This window comes from Zafaria cholistanensis, assembly GCF_008580665.1.
GTDB classification, from domain to species: domain Bacteria; phylum Actinomycetota; class Actinomycetes; order Actinomycetales; family Micrococcaceae; genus Zafaria; species Zafaria cholistanensis.
In genome coordinates, this window is record NZ_BKDJ01000001.1 from 317,926 (window position 1) to 332,269 (window position 14,344).

The following is a 14,344-nucleotide window of genomic DNA, read 5'->3' on the forward strand; positions in this document are numbered from 1 at the left end:
CCATGCGCGCGCGGAGTAGGCTGGATGCATGAGTGAACAGCCCGGGTCGGTGGTGGGCCGGCCCCTTGCCGAGCGCTACGAGACGGCCCTTTATGGCCTTATGTGCTACCGCGAGCTGACCGCGTTCGAGCGGCTGTCCTCGGATGCCCGGTTCTCCCCGACGCTCGGCGACCGGGAGGCGCTGGCCAGGCTGGCCGTCGCCGAATTCGGCCACTACGAGGCCGTCCGCGAGCGCCTGCTGGCCCGCGGGGCCGACCCGGAGGCGGCCATGGAACCCTTCGTCGCCGCCATCGACGCGCTGCACGAGCGCACCCGCCCGGGGGACTGGCATGAGTCGCTGATGAAGGCCTACGTGATCGACGCCGTCTCGGGCGACTTCTACCGGGCCATCGCCCGCGCCCTGGACGAGGAGACCCGGCTGCTGGTCTCCGCGGTCCAGTCGATGGAGGAACAGACGGGCTGGATCCGCGGACGGCTGCGGGCCGCGCTCGCCGACGACCCCCGGCTGGCCTCCCGGCTGGCCCTGTGGGGGCGCAGGCTGCTCGGGGAGGCGCTCACCCAGGCCCGCCTGATCGGGGACGAACACGACTTCTGGGGCAACCTGCTCCCGCACGGAAGCGGGGAGGAACACCGGGAAGTCATCTCCCAGCTTTTCGCCAAGCTGGTCCAAAACCATTCGCGGCGCATGGGCGCCCTGGGGCTCACCGCCTAGGGACCCGGGCCGGGCGCGCCCGGCGCCGCACGGAAGAAGGGAACCCCATGGACGACGCGGCACATCCGGACGGCATCCACGCGGTGGACCCGCAGGGCCAGGACGCCCTTGCGGCGGCCGTGGCCGGGCTGCCGGACTGGCGGCTGATCGGGGACCGGCTGGTGGCCTCCTACCGCTTCCGCGGCGCCCCGCCCGCGGTAGCGTTCATCGGAACGGTCGGTGCGCTCGCGGAGGAGCTGGGCCACCACCCGGACCTGGACTGGCGCTACAACACCGTCCACCTGGCCAGCACCACGCACGACGCGGGGGGCCGGGTCACCGGCAAGGACCTCGCCCTGGCGCGGGCGGTCTCCGAGGCTGCGCAGGCGGCCGGCGCCAAGGTGGTCACCGGGGACCGTTCGGGCCCGTAGCCGTGGCCCCTGCTGTTGGCTTCGGCCGGGATCAGTGGGCGAAGCCCACGCGGCGCTGCTCCTCGGCGCCGATCTCCACGTAGCCGATCACGCCGGCGGGCACGATCACGACGCGGCCCTTGGCGTCGGTCAGGCGCAGTTCGGCTCCGCTGCCGGTGGCGATGGCCTTGCTCGCGGCCGCGGCGACCTCCTCGGCGGTCTGCCCGGATTCGATGACGACTTCGCGGGCGACGTTCTGGATTCCGATGCGCACGTCCATTGGCGCTCCTTTTCGTGGCGGCGCCGGCGGACGGCGCGGGTGGTTTTCCGGTACCGAATGTACGTCAGTTTTCCTTGGGGAAGCGACTGATTCCGCGCCAAGCTAAACGGGCCACGAGTTCGCTGGCCTCCTCAAGGGGCACGTCATTGCCCAGTTCAAGCCAGTAGCGCGCCGAAACCTGTGCCATCCCGGCCAGGGCGCGCCCCAGCAGCGTGGCCTGCGCATGGGGCACCGAGGTCTCGGCGGCAATCACGTCCGCGATCGACGCGGCGAAGCGGGCGTTGAAGGTTTCCAGACGGGCGCCGACGTCCGGGTCGTTCATCAGGTCCGATTCGAAGATCATCCGGTGGCCCTGGCTGTCCTGGGAGACGAACCGGTAGTAGGCGCGGATGGTGTCCACCACGCGCTGCCGGTTGTCCTGGGTGCCGGCGATGGCCTGGGCGAGCAGTTCCGTCAGGTTCTCGAGGTGGGAGTCGAGCAGGGCAAGGTAGAGTTCCCGCTTGCCCGGGAAGTGTTGGTAGAGCACCGGCTTGCTGACCTGGGCGACCTCGGCGATCTCGTCCATCGCCGCCCCGTGGTAGCCGTGGGCGACGAAGACCTGCTGGGCGGCCCGCAGCAGCTGCCGCCGGCGCTCCTCGCGGGGCATGCGCGGGGTGCGGGCGGGGCGCTGGGGGGTGGTGCTCACGTCTGCCTTTCGGGACCGGGCGGTGCCGGGACGCTCCGACCGCCCCCAGTGTACTGCGCGGTAATGTCCCTGGGCAGTGCCGGCGGAACTAGAGTGTGGACATGGAAATCATGAACCACTCGGCCCGGGACGCGGGCCGGGGCCAAGGCCCCGGGCCGCTGGTGGACCCCGGGCCGCTGGTGGACCTCGGGCCGGAACTGACGGCGGAGGAGCTGCAGCGCTATTCGCGGCACCTGCTCATCCCCGAGGTCGGGATGGCGGGCCAGCGGCGCCTGAAGAAGGCGCGGGTGCTGGTGGTGGGGGCCGGCGGGCTGGGATCGCCGGTCCTGCTCTACCTTGCGGCCGCCGGGGTGGGCACGCTGGGCATCGTCGACGACGACACCGTCGACACCTCCAACCTGCAGCGCCAGGTCATCCACGGGACTGCCGACGTGGGGCGCCCCAAGACGGCCTCGGCGGCGGAGACCGTGCGCGGGATCAACCCGCTGGTGCAGGTGGTGGAGCACCGGGAGCGGCTGGACTCCTCCAACGCGCTGGAGATCATGGCAGGGTACGACCTGGTCCTGGACGGCACCGACAGCTTCGCCACCCGCTACCTGGTCAGCGATGCGACCACCATCCTGGGCAAGCCCTGCGTCTGGGGGTCGATCCTGCGCTTTGACGGGCAGGTCACCGTGTTCTGGGCCGGGCGGGGGCCGACGTACCGGGACCTGCACCCGGAGCCGCCGCTTCCCGGAACCGTCCCGTCCTGCGCCGAGGGCGGCGTGTTTGGGGCCTTGTGCGGGCAGATCGGGTCCGCCATGGCGGCCGAGGCCATCAAGCTGCTGACCGGGACGGGCGAGCCGCTGCTGGGAAGGGTGCTGGTGCTGGACGCGCTGGCCATGCGGTGGCGGGAGGTGGGGCTGCGCCCGGACCCGGAGGCCGTCCGTCCGGCCGCGCTGCTTCCCGACTACGCGGAGTTCTGCGGCGCGCCGGTGGAGCGGGAGCTGCCGGCCGTCGACGCGGCGGAACTGGCGCGCCTGCTGGTCGCCCGCGCGGCGGGGGAGGCCGAGTTCCTGCTGGTGGACGTCCGCGAGACGGGGGAGGCGGCCATCGTGGCCATCGAGGGGGCCGTGCTGGTCCCGCGCGGGGAACTGCTCTCCGGGGAAACCGAATTGCCCCGTGACGTGCCGGTGGTGCTGCACTGCAAGTCGGGAGCCCGCTCCGGCGAGGTGCTCGGCCACCTGCTTGACCGCGGGTACGACGCCCGCCACCTCGCCGGCGGAATCCTCGCGTGGATCAGCCGGATTGAGCCGGCAAAGCCCGTGTACTGAGTCCCTGTACTGAGTCCCTGTACGGGGTCTGTGTACCGGGTCTCCGTACCGGGTCGTCCCTGTTACGGGGTCCCGGCGCCGCCCGCTTCCGCGGCCGAAGGTGGGCTATCCGTCGGTGCCGGTGGCCTGGCACTGGCCGGCGTCGTGCCGCTGCCCCGGACCCACCGGCGGATGGGCCGCCACCGCTGCCGGCGCCGCGCTGCCGGAGCGCGCCGGCTGCGCGGCCGCCGCGGGCGCGATCCCGTAGAGGGTTTCCAGTGCGGCCTCGTACTCGTCCAGGCGCCCCTGGGCGGCGAGCTCGCGGCCGCGCACGGTCGGGATGTGCAGCAGCTGGCGCATCATCCGGCGCAGCGCGAACTCGACCTCCTCGGCCGCCGCGGTGCAGCCGTGCTGGGCACGGACCTTTTCCACCTCGGCCTCGAGCACGGACTGGGTGTGCTGGCGCAGGGCGACGATCGCCGCGTCCGCGGAACGCTGGCGCTGCTCGGCCTCGAACTCGTCGGCGGCGGCGCGCACGATCCGGCGGGCCTCGCGCAGCGCCTCGGCCTGCTCCGTCGGGGCGGCCATGCGGACCGACTCAAGAGTGATCAGCTCCACCCCGTCAACGTCCTCGAAGGCCGGGTCGAAGTCGTGGGTCAGTGCCAGGTCGATCGCCACCAGCGGACGGCCCGCCCGGTCCAGCCCGGCAATGTCCTCGGCCATGAGGCGACGGTCCCCGCCCGAGCAGCCCACCAGCACGTCCGCGGAGGCCAGTGCCGCGGTGAGCGTGTCGTCGTCGAGGGCGGTGCCCCCGCGGGTCGCCACGAACGCCTCGGCCCGCCCGGAGGCGGAGTAGACGGAAAGGTCCACGACGCCGCGCTCCTTCAGCAGCGCCATCGTGGCCCCGGCATAGGCGCCGGTGCCGAAAACGACGACGGACTTGTCCGCCCATCCGGCGTCGGGGGAGAGGTCGGCGGCCAGGTCGAGGGCGACGGAAACGATCGACAGGCCGCGGCCGCCGAGGGCGGTGCGGGTGCCGACCTCCTTGGCGGTGCGGGAAGCGGTCTGGAAGAGGCGCACCAGCGGCCCGGAAGCGGTGCCCTTCTGCTGGGCCTCGATCAGGGCCCGGCGGACCTGCCCGGCGATCTCGCGTTCGCCGATCACCGCGGAGTCCAACCCGGCGCCCACGGAGAAGAGGTGGTCGACCGCATCCGCGCCGGTCTTGGTGGCCAGCGCCTGGGAGACCTGGTGCTCGGTGAGTCCGGACGCGCGGCTGATTTGGGAGATCACGGCGGAGCGGGCGGCCTCGACGTCGTCCTCGCGGGGGGCCTCGCAGTAGACCTCGTAGCGGTTGCACGTAGCCAGCACCACCGCGCCGGAAACCGGGGTGGTGCCGTCAAGCACGGCGGAAGCGACCCCGGACGATCCGGCGCTCAGCAGCGCAACAGTCTCGAGGTCGATATCCGAATGGGAGGCGACAAGCGATACGAAAACCACAATGGTCCCATGGTATCCCGCTTCGGGGCCGGTCAGGCCCACCCGGGGGGCCCGATCGGGTGTCCTCCGCCACTTCCGCGGGCCCGGATCGGTCCGGATCGGTCCCGGATTACAGTTCCGGGGCGCAACTTGGCAGAATCGAAGGCATGACGTTGAGCGCAAGCCACCCGCTGATGGATGGCCGTACTGCCGGATCCCCGCTGATTACCGCCTACCGGGGCGGTGCCCCGAGCCGCCGCCCGGTGTGGTTCATGCGCCAGGCCGGCCGGTCGCTGCCCGAGTACCGCAAGGCGCGCGAAGGCATCGGCATGCTTGAATCCTGCCTCAAGCCCGAGCTGGCCGCGGAAATCACCCTGCAGCCGGTCCGCCGCCACGACGTGGACGCGGGCATCTTCTTTTCCGACATCGTGATCCCGCTGCGCCTGGCCGGGGTGGACGTGGACATCGTTCCCGGCGTCGGCCCGGTGCTCGGATCCCCGGTGCGCAGCGCCGGCGACGTGCGCAAGCTGCCCCGCCTCGAAGACTCCGCGCTGGACCCGATCCGCGAGGCCGTCGCCCTGACCGTTGCCGAGCTCGGCTCCACCCCGCTGATCGGCTTCGCCGGAGCCCCCTTCACCCTGGCGGCCTACATGGTCGAGGGCAGGCCGTCCCGGGACCACCTCGGCCCGCGCACCATGATGCATGCGGACCCGGAGGCCTGGCAGGAGCTCGCGGCATGGGCCGCCGACGCGTCCGGCGCGTTCCTGCGCGCCCAGCTTGAGGCCGGCGCCAGCGCCGGGCAGCTCTTCGACTCCTGGGCCGGCAGCCTGGGCCTGGCCGACTACGAACGCCACGTCGCCTCCGCCTCCGCCCGGGCCCTGGACCATGTCCGCGACCTCGGCGCCCCGCTGGTGCACTTCGGCACCGGGACCTCCGAGCTGCTGGCCGCCATGCGCAGCGTCGGCGTGGACGTTGTGGGGGTGGACTACCGCCTGCCGCTGGATGAGGCCAACCGCCGCCTCGGCGGCACCACCCCGCTGCAGGGGAACATCGACCCGGCGCTGCTCAACGCGCCGTGGCAGGTGCTTGAAGAACACGTCCGGGAGGTCCTCGCCGCGGGCGCCTCCGCCCCGGGCCACGTGGTCAACCTCGGCCACGGGGTGCCCCCGGAAACCGATCCCGCGGTCCTCACCCGCGTCGTCGGGCTCATCCACTCGATCGCCCCGGGGGAGTCTCCGCTCGCCTAGGACCCACGGCTCCGGCCATTCCCGGGCCGCACGGCCCGGCCCCGACGGGGCGCCTGCGCGGCACCCGCGACGAAAGGACCTCCGATGCCACACCGGAACGCACTCCAGCAGGGGCTCCACCACGGCCTGGAGCGCCTGCGTCCCGGCCACGCGCACCTGCCCGAGGCCGTCCCCCCCGGTCCCCGGGCCGTCGTGGTCGGCGGCGGCATCTCCGGCCTGGTCGCCGCCCGAGAACTCGCGCTCAGCGGCCACAGCGTGGAGGTCTTCGAGTCCTCCGCCACCTGGGGCGGCTGCGTCCGCGCCCACGAGGTCGCCGGACTGGTCCTGGACGCCGGCGCGGAATCGTTCGCGACGCGCACCACCGCCGTCGCGGACCTGGCCACCGAACTCGGCCTGGGCCAGAGCATCGCCGCCCCCCAGCCCGGGGGCGCCTGGCTGCACTTCGAACGCCACGGCCGGCCGGTGGCCCAGCCGCTGCCGGCCACCGGGATCCTCGGCATTCCGGGGGACCCCTGGGCCGGGGACGTGAAGTCCGCCATCGGCACCTCCGGCTGCCTGCGCGCCGCCGCCGACCTTGTCCTGCCGGTACCCAGGCGCCTGGCTCAGGGCCCCCTCAGCCTGGGCGCTTTGGTCCGCTCGCGGATGGGCTTGGCCGTCCTGGAGACCCTGGTCGCCCCGGTCGTGGCTGGCGTGCACTCGGCCGACCCTGACACCCTGGATGTGGACACCGTCGCGCCCGGGCTGCGCGCGGCCGTCCTCCAGCACGGCTCGCTGGCCCGCGCCGTGGCCGCGCTGCGTGCTGCCGCCCCGGCAGGCTCCGCGGTGGCCGGCCTTGCCGGGGGCATGCACCGGCTCACCGCGGCGCTGGTGGAGGACCTGCGCGCCCGCGGCGCCGCCCTGCACACCGGCACCGCGGTGGTGCGGCTGGGGCATGATGCCGGTGCGGAGCAGCCCTGGTCCGTCACCGTCGCGGACGCGGACGGCCAGCGCACCGTGGGTGCCGGGCGCCTCGTGGTCGCCACCGGGGGCCCGGCCGCCGTCGACCTGCTCTCCCCGCTGCTGCCCGCCCTGGCCGGGCACCGGCCCGCCACGGGGGCCGGGGTTTCCCTGGTCACCCTGGTGGTCGACAAGCCCGAACTGGACGCGGCTCCGCGCGGCACCGGACTGCTGGTGGCGCCGGGGACGGGCGGGATTGGCGCCAAGGCCCTCACCCACGCCAGCGCCAAGTGGCAGTGGCTCGCGGACGAGGCCGGCCCCGGCACCCATGTGCTGCGCCTGTCCTACGGCCGGCTCTCCGCGGAGGCCGCCCGGTTGGCCGACGCCGACGACGCCACCCTGCGCCACCAGGCGGTCGCCGACGCGTCCGCGCTGCTGGGCACCGCGCTCGAGGAAAAGGACGTGTTGGGCTGGGACGTGGTCCGCTTCGCCGGCGCCCTGCCCTTCGCCACCACCGGGCACCGCGACCGCGTGGCCGCCTTCCACGCCGCCACCCGGGCCCTGCCCGGGCTCGACGTGGTCGGTGGCTGGCTCTCCGGGACCGGGCTCGCGGCGGTCGTCGCCGACACCCGCTCCCGGCTGGCCGTCAGCGCCGCCTGAGACAATCCAGACCAGATCCGATCCATCCGCAGAAAACGAGGCACACATCCCATGAGCCAGCCCACCCCGTACCAGCCCGAGCACAACAGCCCGGTCATGGCCGAGCGCGCCAACGCCGGGAGCGCCACGATGTACTACACGCTGTGGACGGTCTTCAAGCGCGACTCCGACCTGGACCGCTCCGAGGGCGTGGCCGCGTTCGACGCGCTCGTGGCCGAACTGGCCGCCGACGGGGTCGTTGTGCGCGGCACCTACGACGTTTCCGCCATGCGCGCCGACGCCGACGTGATGGTGTGGCTGCACGGCCCGACGTTCGAGGGCCTCCAGGAAGCCCTGCGCAAGGTCCGCCGCACCTACCTGTTCGCCGAGACCAGCCTGGTGTGGTCCTCCTTTGGCGTGCACCGCGAGGCCGAGTTCGCCAAGGACCACTCGCCGGCGTTCGCCCGCGGCGTCGAGCCGAAGGAATGGCTCTGCGTCTACCCGTTCGTCCGCTCCCTGGACTGGTACCTGCTGGACCCGAAGGAGCGCGGCAAGATGCTGCGCGACCACGGGATTCTCGGCCGGGACTTCCCCAGCGTGCTGGCCAACACGGTGGCTGCGTTCGCGCTGGGCGACTACGAGTGGATGATCGCCCTGGAGGCCCCGGACGTGATCGACCTCGTCGACATGATGCGCCACCTGCGCTACACCGAGGCCCGCCAGCACGTGCGCGAGGAGATCCCCTTCTTCACCGGGCGCCGGATCTCCACCGCCGAGGTCGCCGAGGTCCTGCGCTGATGCAGCCCTCCCAGCACGTGTTCGATCCGCGGGAAGGGTACGACGCCGCCGGACGGATGGCCCCGAAGCCCTACGATGCCCTCCTGCTGGCGTCCTTCGGCGGACCGGAGGGCCAGGAGGACGTCATCCCGTTCCTGCGCAACGTCACCGCCGGCCGCGGTATCCCGGACGAGCGCCTCGAGGAAGTCGCCACGCACTACCGAGCCAACGGCGGCATCAGCCCCATCAACGCGCAGAACCGCGCGCTGAAGGCCGCGATCGAGGCCGAACTTGCCGCCCGCGGCCTGGCGCTGCCCGTCTACTGGGGCAACCGCAACTGGGCGCCCTACATCCAGCCGACGCTGCGGCAGATCCACGCCGACGGCCACCGCCGGGTCCTGATGTTCTCCACCAGCGCCTACTCCGGGTACTCCAGCTGCCGCCAGTACCGCGAGGACCTCGGGGTGGGGCTGCGCGAGACCGGCCTGGAAGGCAAGCTGGAGGTGGACAAGGTCCGCCAGTACTTCGACCATCCCGGCTTCGTGGCGCCCTTCGCGGAGGGCCTTGCGGCCGGCCTGGCCGACGTGCGCGCCCAGCTGGCCGCGGCCGGCGACCCCGAGGGCCCGATCCGGATCGTCTTCACCACGCACTCGATCCCCACCTCCGACGCCGAGGCCGCAGGTCCGCGCGCCCTGGCCGCGGAGCTGGAGACCGACGTCTATTCGGCCCAGCACCTCTCCGTCGCGCGGGCCATCCTGGCCCGCGTTCCGGAAGCGGAGGGGCTGGAGTGGTCGCTGGTGTTCCAGTCCCGCTCCGGGGCACCCCACGTGCCGTGGCTGGAACCGGACATCAACGATGCCCTGGCCGGGTACGCCGAGGCCGGGACCCGCGGCGCCGTCGTGGTGCCGATCGGTTTCGTCTCCGACCACATGGAGGTGGTCTGGGACCTGGACACCGAGGCCCGGCAAACATGCGCCGACCTGGGGCTGGCCTTCCACCGCGTCCCCACCCCCGGCACCCACGCGGCGTTCGTGCGCGGCATCGTGGACATGGTCTGCGAGCGCCTGGCCGGCCCGGACGGCTCCGCGCTGCTGCAGGGCCGCGCCACCGAGGCCGAACTGGGCCCGTGGTTCGACGTTTGCCGCGCCAACTGCTGCGTGAAGGTGATGCGGGACGGAACAGCGCGGCCGACCATCGCCGCCGTCGACTCGGAAGTGGGGGTGCCGCAGGCATGAGCACCGAAGGCATGGGCCCCGAAGGCGTGGGTACCGGAAACGGGCCGGCGCCGGGCCCCGGCACGGCTGCCGAAACCGGCTTCGTGGTGGGCACCCGCGGCAGCGCGCTGGCGGTCACCCAGACGACCACGGTCGCCGAGGCGCTGGCCGCAGAATCCGGGCTGGCCTATGAACTGGTCCGCGTCAAGACCGAGGGCGACGTCACTTCCGGACCGCTGTCCCAGCTGGGCGGCACCGGAGTGTTCGCCGCGGCGCTGCGCGTTTCCCTCCTTGAGGGCGGCTGCGACGTGGCCATCCACTCGCTCAAGGACCTCCCCTCCAGGCAGCCCCCGGGCCTGGTCATCGCCGCGACGCCGCGCCGCGTGGACGTGCGCGACGCGCTGTGCGCCCGCGACGGGCTGACCCTGGGCACGCTGCCCGCCGGTGCCACGGTCGGCACCGGGTCCCCGCGCCGGGCCGCGCAGCTGCGCGCCGCCCGCCCGGACCTGGAGGTCGTGGACATCCGCGGCAACGTGGGCACCCGCCTTGGCCGCGTCAAGGGCCAGGCGCCCGCTGCGGACGACGGCGGCGTGGGCCACGGCTTCCAGGGCGACCTGGACGCCGTGGTGCTGGCCTCCGCCGGGCTGCTCCGGCTGGGCCTGCAGGACCACATCACCGAATACCTGGACCCCGCGGTCATGCTGCCCGCCCCCGGGCAGGGATCGCTGGCGGTGGAGTGCCGCCCGGAGACGGCTGCGGCCGGCGCGCTGGCCGGCGCGCTGGCCGCCCTCGACGACCACGACACCCGGCTGGCCGTCACCGCCGAGCGGGCCCTGCTGGCCCGGCTCGAGGCCGGCTGCAGCGCGCCAATCGGCGCGCTGGCCCGGGTGGAAGGGGACGCCCTGGTGCTGGAGGCCGCGGTCTGCAGCACCGATGGCACCGAGGTGCTGCGCCGCTCCGCCACCGGCAGGGACCTGACCGTCTCCGGGGCCGAACTGGTGGGCCGGTCGCTGGCCGAGCTGCTGCTTGGCGAAGGCGCCGCGGCGCTGGCGGACCTGCGCACGGATGTTCCGGTCGATCCGGAAGGGCACTGACCCCGTGCCCGGAAGCAGGGTGGCGGATGCCCCGGAGGGGCCAGGTCCCGCCGGGGCATCCGCCCGCCCGCCCGGGGCGGTTCCCCCCGGAAGTCCTGCTTCCGGGGCGCTCTCCGGGCTGACCGCTGCCGTGCTGCGCAGCCCGGAACGGGCCGGCCCCACGGTGGCCGAGCTCGCGGCGCGCGGAGCCGGCGCCGTGGTGTGCCCGCTGGTCGACTTCGAGCTGCCGGAGGACACTGCCGCCCTGGACGCATCCCTGCGCCGGTTCCTGGCCGGGGCCCACCGGTGGATCGTCCTGACCAGCGCCACCACGGTGCGGGCGCTGCAGCAGCGCTGCCACGCCCTGGGCCTGGAGCTGGAGGTGCCTCCCGGAACCCGGGTGGCCGCCGTCGGAGCGGCCACCGCCGGGGCTGCCACGGACGCCGGGTGGCGCGTCGACGTCCTCCCGGCCCCGGACCATTCCGCCGAGGGCCTCTTGGCCGGCTGGCCGGAGGCGCCGGCCCCCTCCCCGGAGGCGGGGGAGCGGACGGTCTACCTTCCGCAGGCGGACCTGGCAGCGCCGGTGCTGGAGGAGGGACTCCGCTCCCGCGGCTGGGGCACCGAGGCGGTGGTCGCCTACCGGACGGTCCAGGCCCCCGCGGACCCCACCCGCCGTCTGGACTCCACCCGCCGTCCGGGCCCCGGCCCGCAAGCCTCTGCCGGAGACCCTGCCGGAGCCGCTGCCGGAGCCCGTGGCGGACCGGGCCCCCTGCTGGACGCCGAGGTCCTGCCGCCGGAGGCATTGGCCGCGCGGGTTGAGGCCGGCCGCATCGATGCGGTCTTCCTGTCCTCGCCGAGCATCGCGCGCCGGTTCGCCGCGCTGGTCCCGGCGCCCCCGGCCGCCGTCGCACTGGTGGCGATCGGCCGCAGCACCGCCGCCGAGCTCAACCGGCTGGGCCTGCCGCCGGCCGCGACGGCCCCGGTGCCCACCCCCGCCGGACTGGCCGATGCCTGGGAATCCGCCCGGGCAGCCCGCACCGGGCAGGCGCCCGTCCCGCCGGTGCCTCACCCGCCGGGCCCGGGCACCCCGGACATCCCACCGCCCCCAGTACCGACCCCGCCCCCAGTACCGACCCCGCCCGCAGAACCGACCCCGAAGGAACCGACGTGAGCTTTCCCCAACACCGGCCGCGCCGCCTGCGCACCACTCCCGCCATGCGCCGCCTCGCCGCGGAGACCCTGATCGCCCCCCAGCAGCTGATCCTGCCGGCCTTCATCCGCGAAGGCCTGTCCGAGCCGAACCCGATCCAGTCGATGCCCGGAGTGGTGCAGCACACCCCGGACACGCTCCGGCGCGCCGCCGCCGAGGCCGCCGGGCTGGGGCTGGGCGGGATCATGCTCTTCGGCATCCCCGAGGACCGCGACGCCACCGGCAGTGCCGGCCTGGACCCCGAGGGCGTGCTGAACCGGGCGATCCGCGATGTGCGGGGCGAGGTCGGCGACGCCCTGGTGGTCATGAGCGACGTCTGCCTCGATGAGTTCACCGACCACGGCCACTGCGGCGTCCTGGACGAGGCCGGCCGCGTCGATAACGACGCCACACTGGAGGTCTATGCGGAGATGGCCGTCGCCCAAGCCGAGGCCGGCGCGCACATGCTCGGCCCGTCCGGCATGATGGACGGCCAGGTCGCGGTGATCCGGCAGGCCCTCGACGCCGCCGGCCACCAGGACGTGTCCGTGCTGGCCTACGCCGCGAAGTACGCCTCGGCGTTCTACGGGCCGTTCCGCGAGGCGGTGGACTCCCAGCTGAAGGGGGACCGCCGCACCTACCAGATGGACGCCGCAAACCGCCGCGAGGCGCTCCTGGAGGTGGAGCTGGACCTGGCCGAGGGCGCCGACATGGTCATGGTGAAGCCGGCCATGAGCTACCTGGACATCGTCGCCGACATCGCCGCGATGTCCCCGGTACCGGTGTCCGCCTACCAGATTTCCGGCGAGTACGCGATGATCGAGGCTGCCGCCGCGCACGGCTGGATCGACCGCCGGGCCGCCATTACCGAATCCGTCCTGGGCATCCGGCGCGCCGGTGCCGACACCGTGCTGACATACTGGGCCGCCGAACTGGCCGGCTGGCTGAAAGAAGGAAAGTAGACCATGACCTCCTCCAACGAACTCTTCGAGCGTGCCCGGAAGCTGATGCCCGGCGGCGTGAATTCGCCGGTGCGCGCCTTCGGCTCCGTGGGCGGGACCCCGCGCTTCATGGTGGATGCCCACGGCGCCTACCTGACCGACGCTGACGGGATCCGCTACGTGGACCTGGTCTGCTCCTGGGGCCCGGCCCTGCTGGGCCACGCCCATCCGGGCGTGCTCGCCGCCGTGCACGCCGCCGTCGACCACGGGCTCTCCTTCGGTGCCTCCACCCCGGACGAGGGCCGGCTGGCCGAACTGGTCATGGAGCGCGTGCCGGGCGTGGAACGCATCCGCATGGTCTCCACGGGCACCGAGGCCACCATGACCGCGGTGCGCCTGGCCCGCGGCTTCACCGGCCGGGACCTGATCGTGAAGTTTGCCGGCTGCTACCACGGCCACCTGGACTCGCTGCTGGCCGCCGCCGGGTCCGGACTGGCGACCATGGCGATGCCCGGTTCCGCCGGCGTGACCGCTGCCACGACCGCCGAGACCCTGGTGCTGCCCTACAACGACACCGCCGCCGTGGAGGCCGCCTTCGCCAAGTACGGGGACCGCATCGCCGCGGTGATCACCGAGGCCGCGCCCGCCAATATGGGCGTTGTCACCCCGGAGGAGGGCTTCAACGCGTTCCTCTCCCGCACCACCGCCGCGAACGGCGCCCTGCTGATCCTCGACGAGGTCCTCACCGGCTTCCGTACCGGCTGGGCCGGCTACTGGGGCCTGACCGGCGCGCAGGAGGGCTGGACCCCGGACCTGTTCACGTTCGGGAAGGTCATCGGCGGCGGGCTGCCCACCGCCGCCCTGGGCGGGCGCGCCGAGGTCATGGACTACCTGGCCCCGATCGGGCCGGTCTACCAGGCCGGCACGCTCTCCGGGAACCCGGTGGCCATGGCGGCCGGCGTCGCCACGCTGACCCTGGCCACCCCGGAGGTCTACGCGTTCATCGACCGGCGCTCCCTGGAACTGTCCGCCGCGGTCTCCGCGGCGCTGGACGCCGAGGGCGTGGACCACTCCATCCAGCGGGCCGGGAACCTGTTCTCGGTCGCCTTCGGCACCTCGGCGGCCGGGGTGCACAACTACGCCCAGGCGCAGGCGCAGGAGGCGTTCCGCTACCGTCCGTTCTTCCACAGCATGCTCGAGTCCGGGGTCTACCTGCCGCCAAGCGTGTTCGAGGCCTGGTTCCTCTCCGCCGCGCACGACGACGAGGCCATGGCGAAGATCCATGCCGCCCTGCCGGCGGCGGCCCGTGCGGCCGCAGCAGCCCAGCCGGAGTAACAGTCCAGCCGGGCCAGCCGGCCCGCAGCGGAAAACGGCGACGGCCGGTTCCCCTCCGTTGAGAGGGGAACCGGCCGTCGCCGTTTTCCCTGGGGGCGCACCGCCCAGGGCGGCCGCAGCCGGGTCCCGTGCGCGGCGGCCAAGCCGCTCTGCCCGGGG

General features: G+C 73.7%; 14 protein-coding genes. 11 read left to right on the forward strand and 3 right to left on the reverse strand.

From position 1 onward, the window contains the following. The first annotated feature begins 28 nt into the window (after positions 1-28). Both NCCP_RS01535 and NCCP_RS01540 read left to right on the forward strand, forming a co-directional pair. Entirely contained in the window at positions 29-712 is a 684-nt protein-coding gene (locus NCCP_RS01535; protein WP_149955322.1) for a ferritin-like fold-containing protein, read from the forward strand. A 47-nt stretch (positions 713-759) separates the two neighbouring features. Further along, the gene (locus NCCP_RS01540) at positions 760-1,122 is read left to right on the forward strand and encodes a 4a-hydroxytetrahydrobiopterin dehydratase (protein ID WP_149955323.1); all 363 of its coding nucleotides are present in this window, start codon (positions 760-762) and stop codon (positions 1,120-1,122) included. A 31-nt stretch (positions 1,123-1,153) separates the two neighbouring features. Here NCCP_RS01540 and NCCP_RS01545 read toward each other — a convergent pair whose 3' ends face one another. Continuing rightward, complete coding sequence (locus tag NCCP_RS01545; protein ID WP_149955324.1) at positions 1,154-1,381, reverse strand: DUF3107 domain-containing protein; 228 nt, start codon at positions 1,379-1,381, stop codon at positions 1,154-1,156. Between the two features lie 64 nt (positions 1,382-1,445). Continuing rightward, positions 1,446-2,027 carry a TetR/AcrR family transcriptional regulator gene (locus tag NCCP_RS01550; protein WP_149955532.1) on the reverse strand — a complete coding sequence of 194 codons (582 nt, stop codon included), beginning with the start codon at positions 2,025-2,027 and terminating at the stop codon, positions 1,446-1,448. Positions 2,028-2,176: 149 nt separating this feature from the next. Between NCCP_RS01550 and moeB the strand changes: the two genes are divergently transcribed. After that, positions 2,177-3,379, forward strand: a complete 1,203-nt coding sequence (gene moeB / locus NCCP_RS01555) for a molybdopterin-synthase adenylyltransferase MoeB (RefSeq protein WP_149955533.1) — start codon at positions 2,177-2,179, stop codon at positions 3,377-3,379. Between the two features lie 105 nt (positions 3,380-3,484). Here moeB and NCCP_RS01560 read toward each other — a convergent pair whose 3' ends face one another. Beyond that, positions 3,485-4,855: a glutamyl-tRNA reductase gene (locus tag NCCP_RS01560; RefSeq protein ID WP_149955325.1), complete on the reverse strand. Its 1,371-nt coding sequence runs from the start codon at positions 4,853-4,855 to the stop codon at positions 3,485-3,487. Between the two features lie 146 nt (positions 4,856-5,001). On the opposite strand from NCCP_RS01560, the gene hemE reads away from it, so the two are divergent. The 8 genes from hemE (at position 5,002) to hemL (ending at position 14,185) form a co-directional block, all read left to right on the forward strand. Beyond that, positions 5,002-6,081 (forward strand): uroporphyrinogen decarboxylase, encoded by a 1,080-nt coding sequence (gene hemE, locus NCCP_RS01565; RefSeq protein WP_149955326.1) that lies wholly within the window; start codon positions 5,002-5,004, stop codon positions 6,079-6,081. An 84-nt stretch (positions 6,082-6,165) separates the two neighbouring features. After that, entirely contained in the window at positions 6,166-7,677 is a 1,512-nt protein-coding gene (locus NCCP_RS01570; RefSeq protein WP_149955327.1) for a protoporphyrinogen/coproporphyrinogen oxidase, read from the forward strand. A gap of 96 nt (positions 7,678-7,773) precedes the next feature. Then, a complete protein-coding gene (hemQ, locus tag NCCP_RS01575) occupies positions 7,774-8,454 on the forward strand; it encodes a hydrogen peroxide-dependent heme synthase (RefSeq protein WP_149955534.1) in 681 nt (226 codons plus the stop codon). Continuing rightward, positions 8,454-9,668 (forward strand): ferrochelatase, encoded by a 1,215-nt coding sequence (locus tag NCCP_RS01580; protein WP_149955328.1) that lies wholly within the window; start codon positions 8,454-8,456, stop codon positions 9,666-9,668. Before hemQ ends, NCCP_RS01580 begins: the two co-directional genes overlap by 1 nt. Next, positions 9,665-10,741: a hydroxymethylbilane synthase gene (gene hemC, locus NCCP_RS01585; protein ID WP_225873609.1), complete on the forward strand. Its 1,077-nt coding sequence runs from the start codon at positions 9,665-9,667 to the stop codon at positions 10,739-10,741. The genes NCCP_RS01580 and hemC overlap by 4 nt, the downstream gene beginning before the upstream one ends. A gap of 130 nt (positions 10,742-10,871) precedes the next feature. Then, a complete protein-coding gene (locus tag NCCP_RS01590; protein WP_172627254.1) occupies positions 10,872-11,891 on the forward strand; it encodes a uroporphyrinogen-III synthase in 1,020 nt (339 codons plus the stop codon). After that, positions 11,888-12,871, forward strand: coding sequence for a porphobilinogen synthase (gene hemB, locus NCCP_RS01595; protein WP_149955330.1), 984 nt, complete (start codon positions 11,888-11,890; stop codon positions 12,869-12,871). The genes NCCP_RS01590 and hemB overlap by 4 nt, the downstream gene beginning before the upstream one ends. A gap of 3 nt (positions 12,872-12,874) precedes the next feature. After that, the gene (gene hemL, locus NCCP_RS01600; protein WP_149955331.1) at positions 12,875-14,185 is read left to right on the forward strand and encodes a glutamate-1-semialdehyde 2,1-aminomutase; all 1,311 of its coding nucleotides are present in this window, start codon (positions 12,875-12,877) and stop codon (positions 14,183-14,185) included. Positions 14,186-14,344 lie beyond the last annotated feature (159 nt).

Excerpts from the sequence above, each read along its gene's own strand:
- NCCP_RS01535 (WP_149955322.1), top strand. The coding sequence starts at position 29 with ATGAGTGAACAGCCCGGGTCGGTGGTGGGCCGGCCCCTTGCCGAGCGC.
- NCCP_RS01540 (WP_149955323.1), top strand. The coding sequence starts at position 760 with ATGGACGACGCGGCACATCCGGACGGCATCCACGCGGTGGACCCGCAG.
- NCCP_RS01545 (WP_149955324.1), bottom strand. The coding sequence starts at position 1,381 with ATGGACGTGCGCATCGGAATCCAGAACGTCGCCCGCGAAGTCGTCATC.
- NCCP_RS01550 (WP_149955532.1), bottom strand. The coding sequence starts at position 2,027 with ATGCCCCGCGAGGAGCGCCGGCGGCAGCTGCTGCGGGCCGCCCAGCAG.
- moeB (WP_149955533.1), top strand. The coding sequence starts at position 2,177 with ATGAACCACTCGGCCCGGGACGCGGGCCGGGGCCAAGGCCCCGGGCCG.
- hemE (WP_149955326.1), top strand. The coding sequence starts at position 5,002 with ATGACGTTGAGCGCAAGCCACCCGCTGATGGATGGCCGTACTGCCGGA.
- NCCP_RS01570 (WP_149955327.1), top strand. The coding sequence starts at position 6,166 with ATGCCACACCGGAACGCACTCCAGCAGGGGCTCCACCACGGCCTGGAG.
- hemQ (WP_149955534.1), top strand. The coding sequence starts at position 7,774 with ATGGCCGAGCGCGCCAACGCCGGGAGCGCCACGATGTACTACACGCTG.
- NCCP_RS01580 (WP_149955328.1), top strand. The coding sequence starts at position 8,454 with ATGCAGCCCTCCCAGCACGTGTTCGATCCGCGGGAAGGGTACGACGCC.
- hemC (WP_225873609.1), top strand. The coding sequence starts at position 9,665 with ATGAGCACCGAAGGCATGGGCCCCGAAGGCGTGGGTACCGGAAACGGG.
- hemL (WP_149955331.1), top strand. The coding sequence starts at position 12,875 with ATGACCTCCTCCAACGAACTCTTCGAGCGTGCCCGGAAGCTGATGCCC.